The sequence below is a fragment of the Streptococcus infantis genome (assembly GCF_047463275.1).
In the GTDB taxonomy this organism is placed as follows: Bacteria; Bacillota; Bacilli; order Lactobacillales; family Streptococcaceae; genus Streptococcus; species Streptococcus infantis_AF.
This window is the reverse complement of sequence record NZ_JASHEE010000002.1, coordinates 175,465-202,269: the sequence shown is the minus strand read 5'-3', so window position 1 is coordinate 202,269 and position 26,805 is coordinate 175,465. Positions and strand designations below refer to the sequence as shown.

Genomic DNA, 26,805 nt, shown 5'->3' with positions numbered 1-26,805 from the left:
CAAGGAGAAAAATATGTCTCTTCAAAAACTAGAAAATAACAGAAACAAAACTGTAGTCCAAGAAGAAGTTCAAATCTTGACAGATTTACTTGAAGATATCACGAAAAATATGCTTCCTGCTGAGACTTTTGATAAGATTATGCAGTTGAAGAAGCTATCATCAAATCTAGACTATCAAGGACTAGATAAGGTAGTGAGAAGCCTTTCAAATGATGAAATGGTCTACATCTCTAGATATTTCTCTATATTACCACTTTTGATTAACATTTCCGAAGACGTAGACTTAGCTTATGAGATTAACCATCTAAACAATATTGATCAAGATTATCTTGGTAAATTGTCAACAACCATTGAAATGGTTGCTGAAAAAGAAAATGCGGCTGAAATTCTTGAACATCTGAACGTGGTGCCAGTATTAACAGCCCATCCAACTCAGGTTCAACGTAAGAGTATGCTAGACTTGACTAATCATATCCATACTCTCTTGCGTAAATACCGTGATGTGAGAATGGGACTTATTAACAAAGAAAAATGGCACAATGATCTTCGTCGCTACATTGAGATTATCATGCAGACGGATATGATTCGTGAGAAGAAACTAAAAGTAACGAATGAAATCACAAACGTGATGGAATATTACAATAGTTCTTTCCTACAAGCTGTACCAAATCTAATGTTAGAGTATAAGCGTCTTGCAAAAGAGCAGGGAATTGACCTAAAACAAGCAAAACCTATCACCATGGGAATGTGGATTGGTGGAGACCGTGATGGCAATCCATTTGTAACTGCTGAGACACTCATGCGTTCTGCTACCATTCAAAGTGAAGTAATCTTAAACTACTACATCAGTAAGATTTCTAGTCTCTACCGTACCTTCTCTCTTTCTACTAATTTATCTAAGACAAGTAAGGCTGTTGAAGAAATGGCAGCTCAATCTCAAGATACTTCTGTTTTCCGCGAGAAAGAACCTTATCGTCGAGCTTTTCACTTTATTCAATCAAAATTAATTCAAACTCTTATAAATTTGAAAGAGTGGGCTCTTGTCGGCTCATCAGCAGATGAACGCCATCACATTGAACGACTCTTTGGAACTCAAGGACATCAACAAGGAGTAGTTACTGACTATATTAGTAATCGTCTCTCAGGAGCAATTCAAGAATTGGCTGAAGATCGTCCTCCTTACTACGAAACAATTGAAGAATTTAAACAAGACTTAGCTATCATTAAAGATTCATTGCTTGAAAATAAGGCAGAGGCTTTGCTTACTGGAGAGTTTGCCGAGCTTTTGGAGGCTGTTGAAGTCTTTGGTTTCTTCTTGGCATCTATCGATATGCGCCAAGACTCAAGTGTTCATGAAGCCTGTGTTGCTGAATTGTTAGCATCTGCTGGAATTAATGATCACTATAGCGATCTTTCAGAAGATGAGAAGTGCGAGTTGCTTTTACATGAACTATTAGAAGACCCTCGAATCTTGTCAGCTACTCATGCTGAAAAGTCTGAACTTCTTGAAAAAGAATTAGCCATTTTCCAAACTGCTCGTGAATTAAAAGATCGTTTGGGAGAAGACGTCATTCGTCAAACGATTATTTCTCATGCAACCAGTGTGTCTGATATGTTAGAATTGGCGATTATGCTGAAAGAAGTCGGTCTTGTGGATGCTGAAAAAGCACGTGTTCAAATCGTGCCTCTCTTTGAAACAATTGAGGACTTGGATCATTCCGAAGAAACAATGAGAAAGTATTTCTCTTTACCGCTTGCTAAGAAGTGGATTGCTTCAAAAGATAATTATCAAGAAATCATGCTAGGTTACTCAGATAGTAACAAGGATGGTGGTTATCTATCATCTTGTTGGACTCTATACAAAGCTCAGCAACAATTAACTGCTATCGGTGATGAATTTGGAGTCAAAGTAACCTTCTTCCACGGTCGTGGTGGTACTGTTGGTCGTGGCGGTGGCCCTACTTATGACGCCATTGCTTCTCAACCACTCAAATCAATCAAGGACCGTATTCGATTAACTGAACAAGGTGAAGTTATCGGAAATAAATACGGAAACAAGGATGCAGCCTACTATAACTTGGAAATGTTGGTATCAGCGGCTATCAACCGTATGATTACACAGAAGAAGAGTGATACTAATACATCAAATCGCTATGAGGCCATCATGGACCAAGTAGTCAGTCGTAGCTATGATATCTACCGCGAACTAGTATTTGGAAATGATCATTTCTACGATTATTTCTTTGAATCTAGTCCAATCAAGAATATCTCAAGCTTTAATATTGGTTCTCGTCCAGCAGCACGTAAAACAATCACTGAAATTGGTGGTCTGCGTGCCATTCCTTGGGTATTCTCATGGTCACAAAGTCGTGTCATGTTCCCAGGTTGGTATGGTGTTGGGTCAAGCTTCAAGGAATTTATTGATCAAGATCCAAAAAATATTGAATACCTTCGTGACATGTATCAGAACTGGCCTTTCTTCCAGTCACTCCTATCTAACGTTGATATGGTTCTATCAAAATCAAATATGAATATTGCTTTTGAATATGCTAAACTTTGTGAAAGTGAAGAAGTGCAAGCAATCTACTATACTATTTTGGATGAATGGCAATTGACTAAGAACGTTATCTTGGCTATCGAAGGTCATGAAGAACTCTTGGCAGAAAACACTTATTTGAAAGACAGTCTAAATTACCGCATGCCTTATTTCAATGTTCTTAACTATATTCAGTTAGAGTTGATTAAGCGTCAACGTCGCGGAGAGTTGTCCTCACATGAGGAAAGATTGATTCATACGACCATTAACGGAATTGCTACAGGATTACGTAATTCCGGTTAATACAAGCAATATTTTCCAAAAACCGTAGGAATTTTCATAATTTTTTAAAATAATTCATGAAAATCCTTGACAAGTTTTAGTAAAATGATATAATTTAAGCATTCAGAAAGTAATCATTGAATTTTTTTAGCGAGTCTGTGGTTGGTGGAAACAGATAGAAGAAGATGATGAAATTGGGCTGGATGTTATTAAGAATTTGAAATCATAAGAATTCGGTGAGCACACCTTATAGTGCAACTCGTGAAGCGAGTAAGAGCGATAGGAATAATTCCTATAATTGAGGTGGCACCGCGCATCGACGTCCTCACACAAGTTTTTTGTGTGAGGACTTTTTCTATAGGGAGGAAAAAATGATGGAAATCAAACGATGGCGACGCTTGGTAAAGTTATATTGAAAGTATAAAGAACATTACTAAGTTTAAGGGAAATAAGGAGAAATAGATATGAATAAACGTTTAATTGGTATTATTGTAGCACTAGCACTTGTAGTTGGAGGAAGCTTGGTCTACTCTAACTTAACGAAACAAGATACTAAAACCGAGACAGCTAACAAAACAGCTAAGGTTGGTGTTCTACAGTTCGTCAGTCACCCATCACTCGACTTGATTTACCAAGGTATCCAAGATGGACTTGCTGAAGAAGGCTATAAAGGCGACCAAGTTAAAATCGACTTTATGAATTCAGAAGGTGACCAAAGTAAGGTTGCCACAATGAGTAAACAATTGGTGTCAAATGGAAATGATGTTGTTGTCGGAATTGCGACACCTGCAGCTCAGGGTCTAGCAAGTGCAACAAAAGACCTTCCTGTTATCATGGCAGCTATTACAGATCCAGTTGGAGCTAACCTTGTACAAAACTTGGAAAAACCAGGTGGAAACATTACAGGGGTATCTGACCATAACCCTGCTGAACAACAGGTTGAATTGATTAAAACATTGACTCCTGATGTCAAGACAGTTGGAGCTCTTTACTCAAGTAGTGAAGATAACTCTAAATCACAAGTTGAAGAGTTCAAAGCTTACGCTGAAAAAGCTGGTTTGAAAGTCGAAACCTTTGCAGTTCCATCAACTAACGAAATTGCTTCTACAGTAAACGTTATGACTGGTAAAGTGGATGCAATCTGGGTTCCAATTGACAACACAATCGCATCTGCGTTCTCAACTGTAGTATCAAGTAACCAAACAGCTAAAAAACCAATCTACCCAAGTGCAACTGCAATGGTAGAAGCAGGCGGTTTGGCATCAGTGGTTGTGGATCAACACGATCTTGGTGTGGCTACTGGTAAGATGATCGCTAAAGTCTTGAAGGGTGAAAAACCAGCTGATACTCCAGTCAATGTCTTCTCAACTGGTAAATCAGTTATCAACAAAAAACTAGCTCAAGAACTTGGAATCACGATTCCAGAATCAGTTCTTAAAGAAGCTGGTCAAGTAATCGAATAAGAATGAAGGAGGAGTTGGAGACATCTCCTCCAATTTTTAAAAGAAGGAAATGAATGTAACATGATAGTATCGATTATTTCACAAGGATTTGTCTGGGCTATTCTAGGTTTGGGAATCTTTATGACCTTTCGAATCCTCAACTTTCCAGATATGACAACCGAGGGTTCCTTCCCGCTTGGAGGAGCGGTAGCAGTAACTCTAATTACACAAGGTGTCAATCCTTTTCTTGCTACCTTAGTAGCTGTTGGGGCAGGCTGTCTTGCAGGTTTAGCGACAGGTCTTCTTTACACGAAAGGAAAGATTCCAACACTCTTGTCTGGTATTTTGGTGATGACTTCTTGTCATTCTATCATGCTCATGATTATGGGACGGGCAAACCTTGGGCTCTTAGGAACCAAACAAATCCAGGACGTTCTTCCTTTCTCATCTGAGGTTAATCAATTATTTACAGGTTTGATTTTTGTGACTTTGGTTATCCTTCTTATGCTTTTCTTCCTAGATACTAAATTGGGACAAGCTTATATCGCAACAGGAGATAATCCAGATATGGCCCGTAGTTTTGGTATCAATACGGGACGTATGGAACTTATGGGCTTGGTCTTGTCAAATGGTGTGATTGCACTTGCTGGCGCTCTTATCGCTCAACAAGAAGGCTATGCAGATGTTTCTCGTGGTATCGGGGTTATAGTAGTTGGACTTGCTAGCTTGATTATCGGAGAAGTACTCTTTAAGAGTCTTACATTAGTAGAACGTCTGGTTACTATTGTTGTTGGTTCTATTAGTTACCAATTCCTAGTATGGGGAGTCATTGCTCTTGGCTTTAATACTAGCTACCTCCGTCTATACAGTGCTCTTATCCTAGCAACTTGTCTAGTCATTCCAACCCTCAAGGATAAATACTTGAAAGGAGTCAAGTTAAGCAAATGACAGCAATTGTAGAATTAAGAAATGCCACAAAAATTGTGAAAAATGGATTTGACGAGGAAAAAATTATCCTAAACGATGTTTCTCTCGATATTTATGAACACGACTTCATTACAATCTTGGGTGGAAATGGTGCAGGAAAATCAACACTCTTTAATAGCATTGCAGGAACTTTGCCCTTGACTAGTGGGACTATCCGTATTATGGGAGAGGATGTGACTCATTTCAGCCCTGAAAAACGTGCCAAGTACCTTTCTCGTGTCTTTCAGGATCCTAAGATGGGAACTGCCCCTCGTATGACGGTTGCAGAAAATCTCTTGATTGCCAAGTTTCGTGGAGAAAAACGTGGACTATTTCCAAGAAGACTATCAGCTTATAAGGAAGAATTTCAAGCAACTATTGAGAAGGTCGGAAATGGTCTAGAAAAACACTTGGATACACCGATTGAATTCTTGTCAGGTGGACAAAGACAGGCCTTGAGCCTCTTGATGGCAACCTTGAAACGTCCTGAACTCCTTTTGTTGGATGAACATACGGCAGCCCTTGACCCTAAAACAAGTGTGGCCTTGATGGAATTGACAGATGACTTTGTCAGCAAGGATCATCTAACAGCATTGATGATTACCCACCACATGGAAGATGCTCTCAAGTATGGAAATCGTCTCATTGTCATGAAGGAAGGACGAATCATCCAAGATTTGAACAAGGATGAAAAAGCTAAAATGAAAATTTCAGATTACTATCAACTATTTGAGTAGATGATTTTAAATAATTGATATAAAAACTTGGAAGTGGAATTTTTACTTCTAAGTTTTTTTAGTGGAATTTAAACTATATTTATATTTCCTTTATTGCCAGTTTTACTTTATAATAGAATCAATCTAAGAATCTTAAACTTTGATAATAGTAAGGAGATAAAAACATGGCATACACACAAGAAGATTTTCAGGAATGGATTTTTCAGATTGGATTTAAGATGGACTATTTCACAAGGGAGTTTGCGGAGAAAGAAGGGCTAAATTTAGACTATAGTATGCAGTCCTTGGATGATTTGGAGGCTTGGATCTTGGCTCACTACGAAGACCACCATGCTTTGATAGCAGACCGCAAGATGTTGGACTACCTGACAGTTTATATCGGCGAAACCTTTCGCAAACACCTAGGAGGTAAATGGTTTATTGACCTTAAAAATAAAAAGAATGCCTATTATTCTATGCCTGTATTGACTGATCCATCCTATAGAGGAGTGGTATACAAAGCACCATTGACTTATGCAACAGCTTGTATCAGTAGAAAAGATGGTCAGTATATTAGTAGGATATTGAAAAATAATCTCGAAAATCAGGTGAAATAGTCTTTAATTTTTTCTATTTTTCTTTCAAATATTAGAATGGTTTGCTCAAAAGATTCAGTTTTTCATGATAGCTGGAAACTTATGAAATAGAAGCATGTAAAGTGTATGAAATGGTTTACTTTTTTTCAGAAATAAGCTATACTATATAAAGTAAACTGTGATAAAATGGAGGTATTGTCTATGGTTGACAAGAGAGTCATCGAAGAAATCAAAAACAATACCAATATTGTCGAAATCATAGGAGAAGTGATTTCTTTACAAAAATCTGGACGGAACTTTTTGGGGCTCTGTCCTTTTCATGGTGAAAAGACCCCTTCCTTTAACGTGGTCGAAGATAAGCAATTTTACCACTGTTTTGGTTGTGGTCGTTCTGGAGACGTCTTTAAGTTTATAGAAGAGTATCAACAAGTAACTTTTGCGGATGCGGTAAGGATGTTGGGCGAACGTCTCGGAATGCACCTTGAAGCTCCTGCACATAACCCTGTCCCACACACGTCACCCCATCAAAATCTCTACGATATGCATGATAAGGCTGCACGCTTTTATCATGCAATCCTCATGACGACTAAAATGGGTGAGGAGGCGAGAAACTATCTCTATAAACGTGGCTTGACTGATGATGTCATTAAACACTTTATGATTGGTCTAGCTCCAGCAGAACGCTCTTATCTTTATCAGCGTTTGGCAGACGATTATAGTGAGAAGGACTTGCTGGATTCAGGTCTATTTTATCTATCTGAGAGTAACCAATTTTTTGATACTTTTCATAACCGGATTATATTTCCACTCTCAAACGACCAAGGAAAGGTAATTGCTTTCTCTGGACGGATTTGGCAAGAGACGGATTCTCAAACTGCCAAGTATAAAAATAGTCGAGCGACGGCGATTTTTAACAAGAGTTACGAATTATATCATTTGGATAGGGTAAAAAAAGGGTCTGGTAAGGCTCCTGAAATGTATCTGATGGAAGGCTTTATGGATGTTATTGCAGCCTACCGTGCTGGTATTGAAAATGCAGTAGCTTCCATGGGAACGGCCTTGACTGCTGAACATGTCGAACATCTCAAACGCTTTACAAAAAAAGTGATTATCACTTATGACGGTGATAAGGCAGGAAAAGCTGCAACTGCTAAAGCTTTGGACGAGCTTAAAGATCTACCTGTACAAGTAGTCCAGATTCCTGATGCAATGGATCCTGATGAGTATTTACAAAAGAATTCTCCAGAGGATTTGGCTTATCTTTTATCCAATACTCGAATCAGTCCGATTGAGTTTTATATCCATCATTACAAACCTAGTAATAGTGAAAATCTCCAAGCACAGATTGAGTTCATTGAGAAAATTGCACCTCTTATCGTCAAAGAACCTTCTATCACAGCCCAGAACACCTATATTCATTTGTTGACGGATCATTTACCATCTTTTGATTATCAACAAGTTGAGCACATTATCAACGAAAGTCGTGTCAGACAAAGACAAGAAAAAGTGAAGCAGGTTGTTAATCCGACACCAATTACTATGTCGGTTTCTAAACAATTGACGGCAGTCATGAGAGCTGAAGCACATATTCTTTATCGTATGATGGAGCACCCCCTTGTGTTGAATGATTATCGTTTGAGAGATGATTTTGTATTTGAAACTCCAGAGTTTCAGACCTTGTATGGACTCTTGATTGATAATGGTTCGATTTCTTCCGAAGACTTGGCAAATCAGACTAGAGAAGTGGAAAATGCTTGGTACCAAGTGTTAGCTTTGGATCTACCTTCTGAGATGCCTCCAGAAGAACTAAAGGAAGTTGAGGAGTCTCGTAATCGTGCTCTTTTGAATCAACAAAACTTACAAATTAAAAAGAAGGTCCAGGAAGCAAGTCATATCGGGGATACTGATACCGCTTTGGAAGAGCTTGAACGCTTAATTGCCCAAAAAAGAAGAATGGAGTAAGAATGGCAAAAAAACAAAAAGAAGTAACCACTTTTGATGTCCAAGTAGCAGAATTTATTCGTAATCATAAAAAAACGGGTACAGCTACAGATGATGAAATTAATAATGTCCTTGTAATTCCTTTTGCCTTGGACGTAGATGGTATTGAAAATCTTTTGCAACGAATTCAAGATGCTGGGATTTCTATCACGGATAACGAAGGAAATCCAAGTGAACGTGTCTTAAGTACAGAGGAAGAACCAGAACTTAGCGATGAAGATTTAATTGGTTCGACATCTGCCAAAGTGAATGACCCTGTACGTATGTACTTGAAAGAAATTGGGGTAGTTCCACTTTTGACTAACGAAGAGGAAAAGGAATTGGCCTTGGCCGTTGAAGCAGGAGACGTTGAAGCTAAACAGCGTTTAGCAGAGGCCAATCTTCGTTTAGTAGTATCCATTGCAAAACGCTATGTTGGACGTGGCATGCAATTCCTTGACTTAATCCAAGAAGGAAATATGGGATTAATGAAGGCCGTTGATAAGTTTGATTATTCAAAAGGATTCAAATTTTCAACTTATGCCACTTGGTGGATTCGTCAGGCCATTACGCGTGCCATTGCTGACCAAGCTCGTACCATTCGTATCCCAGTTCACATGGTAGAAACTATCAACAAGCTTGTTCGTGAGCAGCGTAACCTTCTTCAAGAATTGGGACAAGATCCTACTCCTGAGCAAATCGCTGAACGTATGGATATGACACCTGATAAGGTTCGTGAAATCTTGAAAATTGCGCAAGAACCAGTTTCTCTTGAAACACCTATTGGTGAAGAGGACGATAGTCATCTTGGTGACTTTATCGAGGATGAAGTGATTGAAAATCCAGTAGACTACACCACTCGTATCGTCTTGCGTGAGCAGTTGGATGAAGTTCTGGATACTTTGACTGATAGAGAAGAAAATGTTCTTCGTCTACGTTTCGGTCTTGATGATGGAAAAATGCGTACTCTAGAAGATGTTGGTAAAGTCTTCAACGTTACTCGTGAGCGTATTCGTCAGATTGAGGCAAAAGCCTTGAGAAAACTTCGCCAACCAAGTAGAAGCAAACCGCTTCGTGACTTTATCGAGGATTAAGATAGAGGAGACTGAATATGGCTTACACAGAAGAGCAAATTGAAAACATCAAAACACGGATTTTGACAGCTCTAGAAGAAGTTATCGACCCAGAATTAGGAATCGATATCGTCAACCTAGGTCTGATTTATGAGATTCGATTTGATGGTGATACCGGTGATACTGAGATTGATATGACCTTAACGACTATGGGTTGTCCATTAGCAGACCTCTTGACCGATCAAATTTATGATGCAATGACAGATGTACCAGAGGTTACTAACGTTGAAGTAAAATTAGTTTGGTATCCAGCTTGGACGGTTGAAAAAATGAGTCGCTATGCACGTATCGCTTTAGGTATTAAATAGAATGATATAAAAAAAGAAATAGTATAAGTGTTTGGAAATTCCCTAGCTTTTATGCTATCTCTTTTTTAATTTGCTGATTTTCTTTCAATAAAATGATATAATGGATAGTATGGAAAAAGAGAAATTACGCATCAACATGCTAAGTTCGAGTGAAAAGGTAGCAGGACAAGGTGTTTCTGGAGCTTACCGTGAACTTGTGCAACTTTTGAAACGTGATGCGAAAGAGCAACTAATTGTAACGGAGAATCTTCCTGTAGAAGCTGATGTTACTCATTTTCATACAATCGACCTTCCTTATTATCTGTCAACTTTTCAAAAGAAGCGTTCAGGTCGTAGGATTGGTTATGTCCACTTCTTGCCTGACACCTTAGAAGGTAGTTTGAAGATTCCATTCTTTCTAAAAGGGATTGTTAAGCGCTATGTGTTTTCTTTTTATGATCGTATGGAACACTTGGTTGTGGTTAATCCTACTTTTATCGAAGATTTGGTTGCAGCTGGTATTCCACGTGAAAAAGTGACCTATATCCCTAACTTTGTTAACAAAGAAAAATGGCACCCACTTTCTGCAGAAAAAGTAAGTCGACTTCGACAAGATATGGGGTTGAGTGAAAATCAATTTGTAGTAGTAGGAGCTGGGCAGGTTCAGAAGCGTAAGGGAATCGATGATTTCATCACTCTTGCTGAGGAACTACCGGATATCACCTTTATTTGGGCTGGAGGTTTCTCATTTGGTGGGATAACCGATGGTTATGAACGTTATAAAAAAATCATGGATAATCCTCCAGAGAATCTGATTTTCCCTGGAATTGTTGAGCCAGAACGGATGAGAGAACTCTATTCTTTGGCAGATTTGTTCTTACTTCCTAGCTATAACGAGCTCTTTCCGATGACCATTCTAGAAGCTGCGAGTTGTGAAGCACCCATTATGCTTCGGGACTTAGATCTTTATAAGGTAATTCTAGAAGGAAATTACAGACCAACCACTGATGTGGAAGAGATGAAAGAAGCTATTTTGGAATACAGAGCGCATCCAGAAGCACTAAAAGAATTAAAAGAGAGGGCTAAGGCTATTTCAAAAGAATACTCTGAAGAGCATCTTTTAGAAATCTGGCTAAAATTCTATCGGGACCAAGCGGCTTTAGGAAAAAAATGAGGTAGTATATGCGAATTGGATTATTTACAGATACTTATTTCCCACAGGTTTCGGGTGTTGCAACCAGTATTCGAACCTTAAAAACAGAGCTTGAAAAGCAAGGGCATGCAGTCTTTATCTTCACGACAACCGATAAGGACGTCAATCGTTATGAAGACTGGCAAATTATCCGTATTCCTAGTGTTCCTTTCTTTGCCTTTAAAGACCGTCGTTTTGCTTACCGTGGATTTACAAAAGCTCTTGAGATTGCGAAACAATATCAGTTAGACATTATTCATACCCAGACAGAGTTTTCTCTTGGTTTATTGGGAATTTGGATTGCTCGAGAACTGAAAATCCCAGTCATTCATACATATCATACCCAGTACGAGGATTATGTCCACTATATTGCTAAGGGGATGTTGATTCGTCCCAGTATGGTCAAGTATCTTGTGAGAGGATTTCTTCATGATGTTGATGGAGTCATTTGTCCGAGTGAAATTGTGCGGGATCTTTTATCCGACTATAAGGTAAAAGTTGAAAAGCGTGTTATTCCTACTGGAATTGAACTTGCCAAATTTGAACGCCCTGAGATTGGTCCTGAACACATTAGTGACTTACGGGATAAACTAGGGATCGAACAAGACGAAAAGATGCTTCTTAGTCTTTCTCGTGTTTCTTACGAGAAGAATATTCAAGCAGTTCTTACAGCTTTACCAGATGTCCTAAAAGAAGAACCAAATGTTAAACTGGTTGTAGCTGGAGATGGACCTTATTTGAAAAATCTTAAGGAGCAAGCAGAAGACTTACAGATTCAAGATTCTGTTATCTTTACAGGTATGATTCCGCCAAATGAAACGGCACTTTATTATAAAGCAGCTGATTTCTTTATATCGGCTTCTACAAGTGAAACTCAGGGGTTGACCTATCTGGAAAGTTTGGCAAGTAAGACGCCAGTTATTGCTCATGGTAATCCTTATCTGGACAATCTTATCAACGATAAAATGTTTGGAACCCTCTATTATGAGGAAAGAGATTTGGCAGGAGCGATTCTTGAGGCTTTACTTGCTACTCCGCTGATGGATGAAAAACATTTATCTGAAAAATTATATGAAATTTCTGCTGAGAATTTTGGTAGAAGAGTCCATGAATTTTATCTAGACGTCATTATTTCAAATAATTTTGCCAAAGAAACAGGAGCTGACGAACCTGTTACAAAACGTATTTTAAAGACAGTCTTTTATATTCCACAACAGGCCGTTAAGATGCCAGTTAAAGGTTCTAGACGTATGCTTAAGGCATCAAGAAAACAATTAAGAAATTTAAGAAAATACTTGAATGATTAAGATGTTCTGAAGAAAGGAATAAAACAATGAATAAGAAATTGATGAGAAGTGGTAGAGACCAAAAAATTGGTGGTGTCTGCGCAGGAGTAGCACATTATTTTGATATTGACCCTACAATTGTTCGTGTTATTTGGGGAGTTTTAGCTTTATGTTATGGAGCTGGAATTGTTGCTTACTTGATTTTGTGGGCTATCGCTCCTGTGTCAGATGAATTTTAAAATTATAATATAATAGTAAAGGAGAAAATATGGCATTCGGTGATAATGGTAAACGTAAAAAAACATTCTTTGAAAAATTGACAATGTTTGTTGTATTAATCATGTTGTTTGTTACTTTAGCAGGTATTTTTGCGACTGCAATTGGTGTATTCAGCAGATTCTAAATTGCTAGTTGTAGGATCTATTTCTAATAGTTGGTGACTGGGATTTTCCCAGCCCTTTTTAAAGTGAGAAGAGAATATGAGTATGTTTTTAGACACAGCAAAGATTAAAGTAAAGGCTGGTAATGGTGGCGATGGCATGGTTGCCTTTCGTCGTGAAAAATACGTCCCTAACGGTGGACCTTGGGGAGGTGATGGAGGACGTGGTGGTAACGTTGTTTTCGTTGTAGACGAAGGCTTGCGTACCCTTATGGACTTTCGTTACAATCGTCATTTCAAGGCCCAATCAGGTGAAAAAGGGATGACAAAAGGAATGCATGGCCGAGGGGCAGAAGACTTGATTGTCCGTGTACCTCAAGGGACAACTGTGCGTGATGCGGAGACTGGGAAGGTACTCACTGATTTGATAGAGAACGGACAGGAGTTCATCGTGGCTCATGGAGGTCGTGGAGGTCGCGGAAATATCCGTTTTGCAACACCTAAAAATCCTGCTCCAGAAATCTCAGAAAATGGAGAACCTGGTCAGGAGCGTGAATTACAGTTAGAACTCAAAATCCTTGCTGACGTTGGTTTAGTTGGATTTCCATCTGTTGGTAAATCAACTTTACTAAGTGTCATCACATCTGCAAAACCTAAGATTGGTGCCTACCATTTTACAACAATCGTTCCTAATCTTGGTATGGTACGTACTCAATCAGGTGAGTCCTTTGCAGTAGCAGACCTTCCCGGATTGATTGAAGGTGCTAGTCAAGGTGTTGGTCTAGGTACTCAGTTCTTGCGTCATATCGAACGTACACGCGTTATCTTGCATATCATTGATATGTCAGCTAGTGAAGGACGTGATCCTTACGAGGACTATCTAGCAATCAATAAGGAACTTGAATCTTATAACCTTCGTCTGATGGAGCGTCCACAGATTATTGTTGCCAATAAGATGGATATGCCTGAGAGTCAGGAAAAACTTGAAGAGTTCAAGAAAAAATTGGCTGCTAATTATGATGAATTTGAAGAGTTACCGCCAATCTTCCCAATTTCAGGTTTGACCAAGCAAGGTCTTGCACCTTTATTAGATGCAACGGCAGAACTTCTTGATAAGACGCCAGAATTTCTTCTTTATGATGAGTCAGAGATGGAAGAAGAGGCTTATTATGGCTTCGATGAGGAAGAAAAACCATTTGAGATTGGTCGTGACGACGATGCAACTTGGGTTCTTTCAGGTGAAAAACTCATGAAACTCTTTAACATGACTAACTTTGACCGTGATGAATCTGTCATGAAATTTGCTCGTCAGTTGCGTGGTATGGGAGTTGATGAAGCTCTTCGTGCTCGCGGTGCTAAGGACGGCGACCTTGTCCGTATTGGTAAATTTGAGTTTGAATTTGTAGACTAGGAGATAGCTATGGGGGATAAACCAATATCTTTCCGAGATGCTGATGGAAATTTTGTTTCTGCTGCAGACGTCTGGAATGAAAAGAAATTAGAAGAACTTTTTAATCGCCTCAATCCTAATAGAGCTTTGAGACTTGCGAGAATGAAGAAACAAGCCGAAGAAAAAAAATAAGAATAAAAGAACCCGTGATATTTGTATCACGGGTTTTCTGGTTTCTAACTATTTTTGATCTGGAATTTCAAGACTAGATTTCGCAAGGTCTACAGTTAATTGATAGTCAGAATTATCACGTACAGTAATTTCAAAGTCAGTAGTATAAAGAACGAGTCGGAGAGTATCGCCTTCTTTTAGTTTGTAAATTGTTGGTTGGAGTTCAAATTGGAATTCCATCCATTCATCTGGCTTAACTTCTTCAATTTTCAATAAATCATGACGATTTTGGAGGTTGAGGTAGCCCTTGGTAATAACACGTTGGGCATTTGGACTAAATGGTAGCTCGCAAAGGTTTTCCAGCATATGGTAACGACCATTATCAATAGTACGAGCAGACAAGACTCCAGGATAAGGTTGAAGGTATTTCTTTTGACCAAGTTCGAGAAGTTGAGCAGAGAGAAGACCTTTATTGGTACTTGACTTGAGACGAAGGTTTAGTTTAACACGACCATTGATATGAAGATCTTCAGTCACTGGAAGATCAATGGTAATCTGATTCACCTTACCTTGATAAAGTTCATTGTTAAAGGTTTGGTAAGTCTTTCCAAATCGTTCGAAGTCAGAATCTTGGTAATGATTTTCAATAACAGCTTCCTCAGTACCTAAAGAGAAAGTTTTATGTTCAACTTGATTACCAAAATCTTCAAGTGACAGCCAAGTTTGAGGATTAGTATTATCTTGCCAAACGACTTTTGGAAGTTGGTAGTCAGTGTTTTGACCCAATAATTTCTGCGTCAAAAGAGCATTCATGGATTCACGGAAATCAATAGATTGCCAGTTGTTCATATAAACATGGGCGCCGTTATGGTAAAAGAGATGTTTTTTAATATTGCTTGGAAGTGCATTAAACATTTGATAGACATGGAGTGGTTTCACGTTCCAATCTTGTGAACCGTGGGTAAAGACAACTTCAGCCTTAACTTTTTCAGCATTAAGAAGGTAGTTTCTATCATGCCAAAATTGGTTATAATCCCCAGTTTTACGGTCTAGATTTTTCTTAAGTTCTTCTATAGAATCTTTATGAGCCTCGTTTCCACGAATAAAGTCACCAGCTAAAAGATTACGTGAGTAGGTCAATTCATCTAATGAATCGAAGTCCTCTCCGGGATAGCCACCTGGGCTTGTCACAAGACCATTTTCACGGTAATAGTTGTACCATGATGAGATACCTGCTTCAGCAATAATGACTTCTAAGCCATCAACTCCTGTGCTAGCAAGACCGTTAGACATTGTTCCTAGATAAGAAAGACCAGTAGTTGCCACTTTACCATTTGACCAATCAGCTTTTACTTGACGTTTACGACTATGATCCGTAAAGGCACGACAACGACCATTTAGCCAATCGATAACATTCTTATAAGCTTCAACTTGACGGTAATCTCCATTGGTCATTAAACCTTGTGAATCTTTTGTACCAAGACCTGATACGTAGATATTGGCAAATCCTCTTGGAAGGAAGTAGTCGTTAAGTGTGTAACTGCTATTGATATGAGTGAGTTTTTCTTCAGCTTCAGACACAAGTTCAGCATCCCCAACGGGTTCAACCAAGTCCAGGGTTGGATTTTCTAACGTAATTTCATGTGGTTCCTTGACTTCTAGTTCGGCTTCCATCTTATAGAGAGCCTTATCGCTTGCTTTGTCATTGGTACCTTGATGGTATGGACTTGCTGTCATGACAGCTGGAATCTTTCCATTGTATGTTGGACGAATGATATTTACCTTGATGAGGTCAGGTAGACCATCTTTATCAGAATCAACACGAGTCTCTACATAAACTACTTCACGAATGACATTGTTAGTTGAGAAAGTCGCTAAACTCTTGCCATTGAAGTAGTGATAGTTATCGTCCTCAGGAATGAGACCATCACTAACTAACTGATCGATAAGGGTGTTTCCTTTTTTAGTACGTGTATTAAGAAGTTGGTAGAGGTTGTCAATCAAATCTCCATAAACGATCGGAAACGCTGTTTCTTTGTGAAAAGCAAGACCATCTTCAAAGTCTACTAAGTAACTGAATCCAAGCAATTGAAAGGCAACAGTGTAGAAAATTTCTACTGTCAATTCACGGTCTGAATTAAAGAAAGTAAGCAAATCTGTTTCTTTATCAACTGCTAAAGTAGTGAGGGGATAATCCGTATTTGTGTAATTAAAAAAACAAGTCCTAACAAAAGCTTCAAACTGTTCTTTATGTGAAGCTGAAAGATCAAGCTTGAATCCAAGCTCAGATAATTCCTGTAGAGCTTCTTGGTTTGTAACGGGATAATAACTAAATTGATTAAAACGCATGGATATCTCCTTTTAAAGATTCATTCAAAAGTCATTATATCAAAAAATCATAGAAAATAACAGAAAGAGTAGAGATATGACTTATAGTCAGGTATGATAAGAGAGTCGATACCAAAATAAGGACAATTTTCATTTTTTGAGTATCCTATAAGGATATGCTATACTAGATATATGTTAGATTTGGAGAAATATGGCGTGTCCATGTGGGAAGAGGAGAAAATTCTCTCTTTCCGTCAAAAACTTTTAGCCTGGTATGATGAAAATAAGCGGGACCTACCTTGGAGAAGAAGTAAAAATCCATACCATATCTGGGTGTCTGAAATCATGTTACAGCAGACCAGAGTTGATACAGTTATTCCCTATTATGAACGGTTTCTAGAATGGTTTCCGACTGTAGAGAGTTTAGCTAATGCACCCGAAGAACGCTTATTAAAGGCATGGGAAGGTCTTGGATATTATTCGCGTGTTCGCAATATGCAAACTGCAGCTCAGCAGATTATGAATGAATTTAATGGAGAATTTCCTTCAACTTACGAAGGTATTTCTAGTTTGAAGGGGATTGGTCCTTATACAGCAGGGGCAATTTCTAGCATCGCTTTTAATCTTCCCCAACCTGCAGTTGATGGGAATGTCATGCGTGTTTTGGCTCGTTTATTTGAAGTCAATCACGACATTGGTAATCCAAGTAATCGCAAGATATTTCAAGCCATGATGGAAATTTTGATTGATCCAGAACGTCCAGGTGATTTCAATCAAGCCTTGATGGATTTGGGTTCAGATATTGAGGCACCCGTTAATCCGAGGACAGAAGATAGTCCAGTTAAAGATTATAGTGCTGCCTATCAAAATGGAACAATGGATCGCTATCCCATTAAAGCGCCAAAGAAAAAGCCAGTTCCCGTCTATCTTAATGCTTTAGTTGTTCAAAATGCTAAAGGACAGTTTTTACTAGAAAAGAATGAAAGTGAAAAGTTACTAGCTGGATTTTGGCATTTTCCCTTGATTGAGGTAGATGAATTTTCTAAGAATGAAGAACTAAATCTCTTTAATCAGGTAGCTGAACCATCTATTCAACTTGGGCCATCACCGCAAGACAGTTTTGAGCAGGATTTTGATTTAGAAGTTGAGTGGCAGGATAGTCATTTCGAAGAAGTCAAACATATCTTTAGCCATCGAAAGTGGCATGTACGAATCCTATCCGGGCAAGTAGTTGATAGCAAAGAATATTGTGATAAAGAAGTCGTTTGGTTAACACCAGAAGAGTTTGACCTCTACCCACTAGCAAAACCCCAACAAAAGATTTGGCAAGAGTATTCAAAAAGATACTGATAGTACAGTCTTTCGTGTCTTCTTTGCATTTTTTTGGTATAATTGATATAAGGAAAAAGGTGACTATATGAAAAAAATATTGATTGTAGATGATGAAAAACCAATCTCAGATATTATTAAGTTTAATATGACCAAGGAAGGTTATGAGGTTGTTACAGCCTTTAATGGACGCGAAGCCATCGAATTGTTTGAAGCTGAGAAACCAGATATTATTATCTTGGATTTGATGCTTCCAGAAATTGATGGTCTTGAAGTTGCTAAAACAATTCGCAAGACAAGTAGTGTTCCAATTATCATGCTTTCAGCAAAAGATAGTGAGTTTGACAAGGTTATTGGTCTTGAACTTGGTGCGGATGATTATGTAACAAAACCATTTTCAAACCGTGAGTTACAAGCACGTGTCAAGGCCCTTCTTCGTCGCACCGAACTAATCGCAGTGGATAACCAAGAAGAAGATACAAAATTACAAAGTCTTAAAATCGGGGATTTAGAGATCCTCCCAGACGCTTATGTAGCGAAAAAATATGGAGAAGAATTAGAGTTAACTCACAGAGAGTTTGAGTTGTTGCATCACTTAGCTTCTCATCTTGGTCAAGTTATTACCCGTGAACATCTCCTTGAGACTGTTTGGGGTTATGATTATTTTGGTGATGTTCGTACTGTCGATGTTACCATTAGACGTCTACGTGAGAAGATTGAAGACACACCAAGTAGACCTGAATATATCTTAACTCGTCGTGGTGTGGGTTATTATATGAGAAATAATGATTGATATAATTAAACAAACAATTTTAACCAGAGATTTCGTCTTTGTACTCATATTAATTGGTTTTATTATGCTCGTTAGCTTTCTCTTGCTTGAAGGCCGTAGAGATAATATTCGACTCAAACAGTTAAATCAAAAGATTAAAGATTTAATTGCTGGTGATTATTCTCAGGTATTAGATATGCAGGGGAATACTGAAATCACTAACATTACGAATAACTTAAATGATTTGTCTGAAGTTATTCGTCTAACTCAAGAAAACCTTGAGCAGGAAAGTAAAAGATTGCATAGTATCCTATCATACATGACTGATGGGGTTCTTGCAACCAATCGTCGTGGTCAAATCACTATGATTAATGATATGGCTAAAAGACAACTTGGGGTTGAAAGTGATGATGCACTCAATCAGAATATTTTAGAGTTGCTCAAGATTGAAGATGAGTACGAGCTTAGAGACTTAATTACGCAAAGTCCTGAAATGATGATTTATTCCCAAAATGTAAATGGGGAGTATATTAGTTTGCGTGTGCGTTTTGCCTTGATTCGTAGAGAATCTGGCTTTATCTCTGGTTTGGTAGCAGTTCTACATGATACGACTGAACAAGAGAAGGAAGAACGCGAGAGAAGGCTTTTCGTTTCCAACGTTAGTCATGAATTGCGAACTCCATTGACCAGTGTCAAATCTTACCTAGAGGCCTTGGATGAGGGTGCATTATATGAACCTGTTGCTCCTGATTTTATCAAAGTATCTCTAAATGAGACCAACCGTATGATGCGAATGGTAACGGACCTCTTGCATCTTTCGCGTATTGATAATGCAAGTGGCCATTTAGATGTTGAATTGATTAACTTTACAGCATTCATTACCTTTATCCTAAACCGTTTCGATAAGATGCGATCCCAGGATCAAGAAAAGAAATACGAGTTGGTTCGGGATTATCCGATTACATCGGTCTGGATTGAAATTGATACAGACAAGATGACTCAGGTAATCGATAATATTCTTAACAATGCCATCAAGTATTCACCTGATGGTGGGAAAATTACGGTTAGCATGAAAACCACTGATGACCAGATGATTTTATCTATTTCGGACCAAGGACTTGGGATTCCTAAAGAAGATTTACCGAAGATTTTTGACCGTTTCTATAGGGTTGATAAGGCTAGAAGTCGTGCCCAAGGTGGGACTGGTTTAGGTCTTGCGATAGCAAAAGAAATCATCAAGCAACACAATGGATTTATCTGGGCCAAGAGTGAATACGGCAAGGGTTCAACCTTTACCATTGTTCTTCCTTATGATAATGATGCTGTAAAAGAAGAAGTATGGGAGGATGAAGTAGAAGACTAGAATGAGTGAAACAGGCTTTAAATATAGTATTTTAGCATCGGGTTCTAGTGGGAATTCCTTCTATCTAGAAACCCCTAAGAAAAAGATTTTAGTAGACGCAGGATTATCTGGCAAAAAAATCACAAGCTTATTGGGGGAGATTAATCGTAAGCCAGAAGATTTGGATGCTATTTTGATTACGCATGAGCATGCTGACCATATACATGGTGTTGGAGTTTTAGCTCGTAAGTATGGCATGGATCTTTACGCCAATGAAAAGACCTGGCAAGCTATGGAAAATAGTAAGTATCTAGGTAAAGTTGACTCTTCTCAAAAGCATATCTTTGAAATGGGGAAAACTAAAACATTTGGAGATATCGACATTGAGAGTTTTGGAGTTAGCCATGATGCAGTTGCTCCCCAATTCTATCGTTTTATGAAAGATGACAAGAGCTTTGTTATGCTGACGGATACAGGTTATGTTAGTGACCGTATGGCTGGCATAGTCGAAAATGCTGATGGTTACCTAATCGAGTCAAATCATGATGTTGAAATCCTGCGAGCGGGATCTTATGCTTGGCGACTCAAGCAACGGATTCTGTCTGACCTTGGTCACCTCTCAAATGAAGATGGAGCAGATGCTATGATTCGCACACTAGGTAATCGTACCAAGAAGATTTACCTAGGACATCTATCTAAAGAGAATAATATCAAGGAGCTAGCCCACATGACCATGGTCAATCAGCTAGCTCAAGCAGATCTAGGAGTAGGAGTGGATTTTCAAGTTTACGATACATCTCCAGACACTGCAACTCCACTGACAGACATATAAAAAGAAGGCACAGGCCTTCTTTTTTATTTTTTACAATCCAGCAAATTCTTTGATTTCTTGAGCTGACATAGAAGAATCACAACGGACCTTAATCTCTCCATTTTCAACATGAACAAAACCTGGTACAGTTGGGATTTCGTAACGTGTTCGGAAATCTTGCAATTCATTGAGTTGGCTTGGTTCTTCACTGTTGATGAAGTAGATGTGAGCTTTGGTTTCAGCTACGACACCTGCCAATGTACCTGCAAATTTACGGCAGTATGGGCAAGTTTTGCGACCAATAAAGAAGGTTGCAGTTTCTTTTTTATCAAGAGCTTCTTGCGCACGCGCAACAGTTGTAACTTCAAGATCTTTAATGTTTTCTAAAAATTGTTCCATGAGTTTTCCTCGCTTTCTTTTAAATCTAGTATGCCATAAAGTCTTTAAAAATGCTTAGATTTAATACGGAAAAAGATGAGATTGATTGATCTCATCTTTTAATTGTTTATTTTACAAAGGCATTGATTTCAGCTTCGATATTAGCAATCTTAGATTGTGAATCTTCGTTGCTTTCTCCAACAACGGCAATGTAAAACTTGATTTTTGGTTCAGTACCGGAAGGACGAACTGCAATCCATGAACCATCAGCAAGTGTGTATTTCAAGACATCACTTGGAGGAGTCGTTAAGGCTGTTACAGTACCATCAGCGGCAGTGGATATTTGTGCTTTAAAGTCTTCTACGACTGTGATTTCTGTTGCGTTCCATTCTTTTGGAGCATTGTTGCGGAATTTAGCCATAATAGCCTTAATTTGTTCAGCACCGTCAACACCGGAAAGAGTTACAGAGATTGTTTTTTCAGCGTAGTAGCCATACTCTTTGTAGATTTCTTCGATACCGTCTGCAAGTGTTAAACCACGTGAACGGTAGTAGGCAGCAAGTTCAGCAACGACAAGGACTGCTTGGATGGCATCTTTATCACGTACGAATGGCTTAATCAAGTAACCGAAGCTTTCTTCAAACCCCATCATGTAAGTGTGATTGTGTTTTTCTTCGAATTCTTGGATTTTTTCAGCGATAAATTTGAAACCAGTCAAGACATTAAACATGGTTGCGCCGTAGCTTTCAGCAATCTTCGTTACCAAGTCAGTTGATACGATAGATTTACATAGGGCTGCATTTTCAGGAAGAGTTCCAGCGTTTTTGTGAGCTTCCAAGATATACTTAGCCATGATGGCACCGATTTGGTTCCCTGAAAGATTAAGGTAGCTTCCGTCTTTTTGAAGGACTTCAACACCGACACGGTCAGCGTCAGGGTCAGTTGCAACAAGAACATCAGCGCCTACTTGACGACCAAGTTCTTCAGCAAGGGCAAAGGCTGCTTGGCTTTCTGGGTTTGGAGATTTAACAGTAGAGAAGTCTGGGTCTGGTGTTGCTTGAGCTTCCACGACTTGTACTGAATCAAATCCTGCTTGAGCAAGAGCACGACGAGCTAACATTTCTCCTGTACCATGAAGGGGAGTATAGACAATCTTCATGTCTTTACCAAATTCTTCAATCAAAGTAGGGTTAATGTTAACGTCCTTCACCTCTTTGAGGTATTCAGCATCGACTGCTTCACCAATGACTTCAATTAAACCTGAAGCTTTTTCAGCTTCAACATCAGCAACCTCAATAGCAAATGGGTTTTCGATAGCACGAATATAAGTTGTCAAAGCGTCTGCATCGTGTGGAGGCATTTGTCCACCGTCTTCACCATATACCTTGTATCCGTTGAACGGAGCAGGGTTGTGGCTGGCAGTAATCATGATACCTGCGAAACAATTGAGGTGACGAACAGCAAATGAAAGTTCTGGAGTTGGACGGAGACTTTCAAAGACATATGATTTAATACCGTGTTTTGCAAGAACTGCTGCTGATTCAAAGGCAAATTCTGGAGAGAAGTGACGGCTATCATAAGCGATGGCAACACCACGATCTTTTTCGTTTCCACCTTTTGATTCAATCAAGCGAGCCAAACCTTCAGTTGCTTGGCGAACAACGTAGATATTAATGCGGTTTGTACCAGCACCAATCAAACCACGCATACCAGCAGTACCGAATTCAAGGTTTGTGTAAAAGGCATCTTCCTTTGTTTTTTCATCCATGCTTTCCAAATCACGACGAAGATAGTCTGGAAGATCTGCGAAATCAACCCATTTTTGGTAGTTTTCTTGGTAAGTCATAAGTTATCTCCTTTAATATATAATCTAATCGCCTTCATTATACCACGATTTAAAGTTTTAGTAAAACGTTAGCGTGACTCAGTTCTTTGAATTTAAGTTTCATTTTAATCATAGAATGAGTAGAAATTTATTATATTTAAAAATTTGCAATATTTTTAAAGCGATTTCCTTTTTTTAGTTTGAAAATTATTGACTATATGGTACAATATAGTAAATAATAAAAGGAGTTTTCTATTATGAAAAAAGTTCTTAAGCACTCAGCTTTAGTTTTAACTGCTTTAGCATTGGTAGCTTGTGGAAATAGTAAAAAAGCAAGTGACAATGGTACTGCATCTAATTCAAACTTTGAAGTTTCTGTTAAAGACGGTATGTATGTTCTTCCTAAAGATGAAGATTCAAATTCACACTACCTTGCTCTTCAAGTAGAAATTAAAAATAATCGTGATAAACAGTTTAGCTTTACTAGCCATGATATCACGCTTTATAACGAAAAAGACGAAAAAGTTGAACCAATTAATATTTATGAGTCAGACAGTAAAACTAAATTTATGTCATACGGAGATAGCATCTCTAAAGGCAAGAGTGTTGCTGGTTATGTAGTTTATGAAGTTGATAAAGATGCAAAATATGAACTTCACTTTGCCCCAAGCTTTTACGATGATGTAAAAGAAAATCAAAAAGGTAAAAATGACGTAGCTATCAAGGTTGATCCAAGTCAATACGAAGACACTATTGATGAAGCCAAAGAAGCTATGAAAAAATATGTTGATGCTGTTTACCTAGATGGAGAAAACACTGGTGGTGCATCAAACGTAAGCTTTACTAATGATAAAACTCAAATCGTCGCACTTGAAGATAAAAAATCAGACAACAAGAAATCAGACGATAAGAAATCTGAAGAAAAGAAAGATGATAAAAAGTCTGAAGACAAAAAATCAGATGACAAAAAATCTTCAAACGATTCTGATGTGATCACAAATGACGTGAAGGCTGATAGAGAAGAATTTATCAAGAAATTCATCGAGTCATTCGGTAAAGGATTCTACAATTACAAACCATCTGATTCTGAACTTCGTACATTTGCAGAAGCATATATCAAAGCAAATGCTAAACGAGCAAAAGTTGATTACAAAGTAAAAACTTACTTGCCAGACTATGCAGTTATCTATGTAAGACCTGAAACAATCGACTTGGATAACTTAAATGTCTATGAATTGAGCCGTAAATTCTACGACGAAAACAAAGGTAAATACAGCAGCTACTCAGAAGCTATGAAAGCTGGTGAGAAGTACATTTTAGAAAACGCACCAAGCCAATTTGATTCAACTCCTCTTGATACTAGTGACAATATGCAAAAAGAAGGTTACGAAATCAAGATGACTAAGAAAGACGGTAAATGGACAATCGACACATCTTCTAAGAACTATAACTTAAAAGATATGGCACGTACATTCCGTGGTGGTATCGGTTATTAACATCTAAAAGTTCGAGTTTAAAGCTCGAACTTTTTTTATTTGAATTGTTAAAAACAGAAAAAGATAGTAAAATAGGTACATGATTATTTTACAAGCTAATAAAATCGAACGTTCTTTTGCAGGCGATGTTCTATTTGAAAATATTAATCTACAATTAGATGAAAGAGATCGTATTGCTCTCGTTGGGAAAAATGGAGCAGGTAAGTCGACACTATTAAAGATATTAGTCGGAGAAGAAGAGCCAACTTCTGGTGAGATTAATAAGAAAAAAGACATTTCCCTTTCTTACTTAGCACAGGATAGTCGATTTGAATCAGAAAATACTATCTATGACGAGATGCTTCATGTCTTTGACGACTTGCGCACTACAGAGAAACAGCTTCGCCAGATGGAGCTAGACATGGGTGAAAAGACTGGTGTAGAACTTGATAAGCTCATGTCCGACTACGATCGTTTATCAGAAGAATTCCGTCAGGCTGGAGGATTTACCTATGAAGCCGATGTTCGCACCATTTTAAATGGTTTTAAGTTTGATGAGTCTATGTGGCAGATGAAAATTGCCGAGCTTTCTGGAGGTCAAAATACAAGATTAGCCCTAGCCAAAATGCTCCTTGAAAAACCAAATCTCTTGGTTTTGGACGAGCCGACTAACCACCTGGATATTGAAACCATTTCCTGGTTAGAAAACTATCTGGTTAATTACAGTGGTGCCTTGTTAATTGTTAGTCACGACCGTTATTTCCTCGATAAGGTAGCAACCATAACGCTCGACTTAACCAAACATTCTTTAGATAGATACGTAGGAAACTACTCAAGCTTTGTGGAACAGAAGGAGCAGAAACTTGCAACGGAAGCAAAAAACTACGAAAAGCAGCAGAAGGAAATTGCTACTTTAGAAGACTTCGTCAATCGAAATCTCGTTCGAGCATCGACAACCAAGCGTGCCCAATCTAGACGTAAACAGCTGGAAAAGATGGAGCGTCTGGATAAGCCTGAAGTTGGTACTAAATCAGCCAATATGACCTTTCACTCTGAGAAAACATCTGGTAATGTTGTTTTGACGGTCGAGAATGCTGCTATTGGATATGATGGAGAAATATTATCAGAGCCTATCAACCTCGACCTTCGTAAGATGAATGCTATAGCAGTTGTAGGTCCGAATGGGATTGGGAAGACAACCTTTATCAAGTCTATTGTTGATCAGATTCCTTTTATAAAGGGTGAGAAGCGTTTCGGTGCCAATGTCGAAGTTGGCTACTATGATCAAACACAAAGCAAGCTTACACCAAGTAATAGTGTTCTAGACGAACTCTGGAATGATTTTAAATTGACGCCAGAAGTGGAAATCCGAAATCGCCTAGGCGCCTTCCTTTTTTCAGGTGATGATGTTAAGAAATCAGTTGGCATGCTTTCAGGTGGAGAGAAAGCTCGCTTGTTACTGGCTAAACTATCAATGGAAAATAATAACTTCCTGATTCTTGACGAGCCGACCAATCATTTGGATATCGATAGTAAGGAAGTCTTGGAAAATGCACTGATTGACTTTGATGGTACTTTACTTTTTGTCAGCCATGACCGTTACTTTATCAATCGTGTAGCTACTCATGTTCTAGAAATATCTGAGAATGGGTCAACCCTCTATCTGGGAGATTATGACTATTATGTCGATAAAAAAGCAGAGCTGGAGACTAGTGTAATAGCAGAAACTTTGGCGGATAGTAATAATAATGATGAGACTCTAATTAATGACTACCAAGCCCAAAAAGAGAGTCAAAAAGAACTGCGTAAATTGATGAGACAAATAGAAAACCTTGAGGCAGAAATCGAAGAACTGGAAACTCAGTCCCAGGTTATTGCTGAACAAATGCACAATACCAATGATGCAGATGAACTCATGCAATTACAAACAGAACTAGATAATATTAGCCAGCGTCAGGAAGAAGCTATGCTAGAGTGGGAAGAATTGTCGGAAAAAGTTTAATAATAAAAAAGCAACGTCAACCGTTGCTTTTTCGTTTATATCTATCCACCCTGAGGGAATCGAACCCCCATCTCAAGAACCGGAATCTTACGTGATATCCATTACACTAAGGGTGGAAACTCTCATCATTATATCAAAAATAGGAGTTTTACTCAAGACTAAAACCAATATAAAAAGAGGAAGAAAA

Annotated in this window: 23 protein-coding genes, 1 tRNA gene and 1 other annotated feature; of the genes, 20 read left to right on the top strand and 4 right to left on the bottom strand. The window is 38.4% G+C overall.

From position 1 onward, the window contains the following. Positions 1–13: 13 nt before the first annotated feature. The 14 genes from ppc (at position 14) to QM923_RS03660 (ending at position 14,377) form a co-directional block, all read left to right on the top strand. Entirely contained in the window at positions 14–2,839 is a 2,826-nt protein-coding gene (gene ppc, locus QM923_RS03725; protein ID WP_414290921.1) for a phosphoenolpyruvate carboxylase, read from the top strand. Between the two features lie 94 nt (positions 2,840–2,933). Beyond that, positions 2,934–3,148: a binding site (T-box leader), on the top strand. Between the two features lie 134 nt (positions 3,149–3,282). Beyond that, positions 3,283–4,281 carry a tryptophan ABC transporter substrate-binding protein gene (gene trpX / locus QM923_RS03720; protein ID WP_414290920.1) on the top strand — a complete coding sequence of 333 codons (999 nt, stop codon included), beginning with the start codon at positions 3,283–3,285 and terminating at the stop codon, positions 4,279–4,281. Between the two features lie 60 nt (positions 4,282–4,341). After that, a complete protein-coding gene (locus QM923_RS03715; protein ID WP_414287214.1) occupies positions 4,342–5,208 on the top strand; it encodes an ABC transporter permease in 867 nt (288 codons plus the stop codon). Beyond that, complete coding sequence (locus QM923_RS03710; protein ID WP_195184164.1) at positions 5,205–5,963, top strand: ABC transporter ATP-binding protein; 759 nt, start codon at positions 5,205–5,207, stop codon at positions 5,961–5,963. Before QM923_RS03715 ends, QM923_RS03710 begins: the two co-directional genes overlap by 4 nt. Before the next feature lie 164 nt (positions 5,964–6,127). After that, the gene (locus QM923_RS03705) at positions 6,128–6,559 is read left to right on the top strand and encodes a hypothetical protein (RefSeq protein ID WP_414290919.1); all 432 of its coding nucleotides are present in this window, start codon (positions 6,128–6,130) and stop codon (positions 6,557–6,559) included. 180 nt (positions 6,560–6,739) lie between these two features. Then, on the top strand, positions 6,740–8,500 hold the full coding sequence (dnaG, locus tag QM923_RS03700) for a DNA primase (RefSeq protein WP_414290918.1): 1,761 nt from the start codon (positions 6,740–6,742) through the stop codon (positions 8,498–8,500). 2 nt (positions 8,501–8,502) lie between these two features. Then, a complete protein-coding gene (gene rpoD / locus QM923_RS03695) occupies positions 8,503–9,612 on the top strand; it encodes an RNA polymerase sigma factor RpoD (RefSeq protein ID WP_142557441.1) in 1,110 nt (369 codons plus the stop codon). A gap of 17 nt (positions 9,613–9,629) precedes the next feature. Further along, positions 9,630–9,959, top strand: a complete 330-nt coding sequence (locus QM923_RS03690; protein WP_006145447.1) for a metal-sulfur cluster assembly factor — start codon at positions 9,630–9,632, stop codon at positions 9,957–9,959. 109 nt (positions 9,960–10,068) lie between these two features. Further along, positions 10,069–11,112 carry a glycosyltransferase family 4 protein gene (locus tag QM923_RS03685; protein ID WP_414291048.1) on the top strand — a complete coding sequence of 348 codons (1,044 nt, stop codon included), beginning with the start codon at positions 10,069–10,071 and terminating at the stop codon, positions 11,110–11,112. An 8-nt stretch (positions 11,113–11,120) separates the two neighbouring features. Then, on the top strand, positions 11,121–12,437 hold the full coding sequence (locus tag QM923_RS03680) for a glycosyltransferase family 4 protein (protein WP_414290917.1): 1,317 nt from the start codon (positions 11,121–11,123) through the stop codon (positions 12,435–12,437). Positions 12,438–12,463: 26 nt separating this feature from the next. Continuing rightward, positions 12,464–12,655 carry a PspC domain-containing protein gene (locus tag QM923_RS03675; RefSeq protein ID WP_006153749.1) on the top strand — a complete coding sequence of 64 codons (192 nt, stop codon included), beginning with the start codon at positions 12,464–12,466 and terminating at the stop codon, positions 12,653–12,655. Positions 12,656–12,684: 29 nt separating this feature from the next. Continuing rightward, positions 12,685–12,819 carry a DUF4044 domain-containing protein gene (locus QM923_RS03670; RefSeq protein ID WP_000863850.1) on the top strand — a complete coding sequence of 45 codons (135 nt, stop codon included), beginning with the start codon at positions 12,685–12,687 and terminating at the stop codon, positions 12,817–12,819. Positions 12,820–12,895: 76 nt separating this feature from the next. Then, positions 12,896–14,206, top strand: coding sequence for a GTPase ObgE (gene obgE, locus QM923_RS03665; protein ID WP_414290916.1), 1,311 nt, complete (start codon positions 12,896–12,898; stop codon positions 14,204–14,206). Positions 14,207–14,215: 9 nt separating this feature from the next. After that, complete coding sequence (locus QM923_RS03660; RefSeq protein WP_049495146.1) at positions 14,216–14,377, top strand: hypothetical protein; 162 nt, start codon at positions 14,216–14,218, stop codon at positions 14,375–14,377. Positions 14,378–14,425: 48 nt separating this feature from the next. Here QM923_RS03660 and QM923_RS03655 read toward each other — a convergent pair whose 3' ends face one another. Beyond that, positions 14,426–16,705, bottom strand: coding sequence for a Xaa-Pro dipeptidyl-peptidase (locus tag QM923_RS03655; protein WP_414290915.1), 2,280 nt, complete (start codon positions 16,703–16,705; stop codon positions 14,426–14,428). A 171-nt stretch (positions 16,706–16,876) separates the two neighbouring features. Here QM923_RS03655 and mutY point away from each other — a divergent pair, with 171 nt between their 5' ends. The 4 genes from mutY (at position 16,877) to QM923_RS03635 (ending at position 20,959) form a co-directional block, all read left to right on the top strand. Next, complete coding sequence (gene mutY, locus QM923_RS03650; RefSeq protein ID WP_414290914.1) at positions 16,877–18,034, top strand: A/G-specific adenine glycosylase; 1,158 nt, start codon at positions 16,877–16,879, stop codon at positions 18,032–18,034. 67 nt (positions 18,035–18,101) lie between these two features. Then, the gene (yycF, locus tag QM923_RS03645) at positions 18,102–18,806 is read left to right on the top strand and encodes a response regulator YycF (protein WP_414290913.1); all 705 of its coding nucleotides are present in this window, start codon (positions 18,102–18,104) and stop codon (positions 18,804–18,806) included. Beyond that, positions 18,799–20,148, top strand: coding sequence for a cell wall metabolism sensor histidine kinase VicK (gene vicK, locus QM923_RS03640; RefSeq protein ID WP_414266801.1), 1,350 nt, complete (start codon positions 18,799–18,801; stop codon positions 20,146–20,148). Before yycF ends, vicK begins: the two co-directional genes overlap by 8 nt. A 1-nt stretch (position 20,149) precedes the next feature. Then, positions 20,150–20,959, top strand: coding sequence for an MBL fold metallo-hydrolase (locus tag QM923_RS03635; RefSeq protein ID WP_004252694.1), 810 nt, complete (start codon positions 20,150–20,152; stop codon positions 20,957–20,959). 30 nt (positions 20,960–20,989) lie between these two features. Here QM923_RS03635 and QM923_RS03630 read toward each other — a convergent pair whose 3' ends face one another. Then, the gene (locus QM923_RS03630; protein ID WP_414290912.1) at positions 20,990–21,337 is read right to left on the bottom strand and encodes a thioredoxin domain-containing protein; all 348 of its coding nucleotides are present in this window, start codon (positions 21,335–21,337) and stop codon (positions 20,990–20,992) included. Between the two features lie 106 nt (positions 21,338–21,443). Beyond that, a complete protein-coding gene (locus tag QM923_RS03625; RefSeq protein WP_414290911.1) occupies positions 21,444–23,162 on the bottom strand; it encodes a phospho-sugar mutase in 1,719 nt (572 codons plus the stop codon). A gap of 236 nt (positions 23,163–23,398) precedes the next feature. On the opposite strand from QM923_RS03625, the gene QM923_RS03620 reads away from it, so the two are divergent. Next, entirely contained in the window at positions 23,399–24,637 is a 1,239-nt protein-coding gene (locus QM923_RS03620) for a DUF4352 domain-containing protein (protein ID WP_371499265.1), read from the top strand. 79 nt (positions 24,638–24,716) lie between these two features. Further along, the gene (locus tag QM923_RS03615; protein ID WP_414290910.1) at positions 24,717–26,618 is read left to right on the top strand and encodes an ABC transporter ATP-binding protein; all 1,902 of its coding nucleotides are present in this window, start codon (positions 24,717–24,719) and stop codon (positions 26,616–26,618) included. Between the two features lie 44 nt (positions 26,619–26,662). Here the strand turns inward: QM923_RS03615 and QM923_RS03610 are convergent. Continuing rightward, positions 26,663–26,734 (bottom strand) — tRNA-Arg (locus QM923_RS03610). Positions 26,735–26,805: the final 71 nt, after the last annotated feature.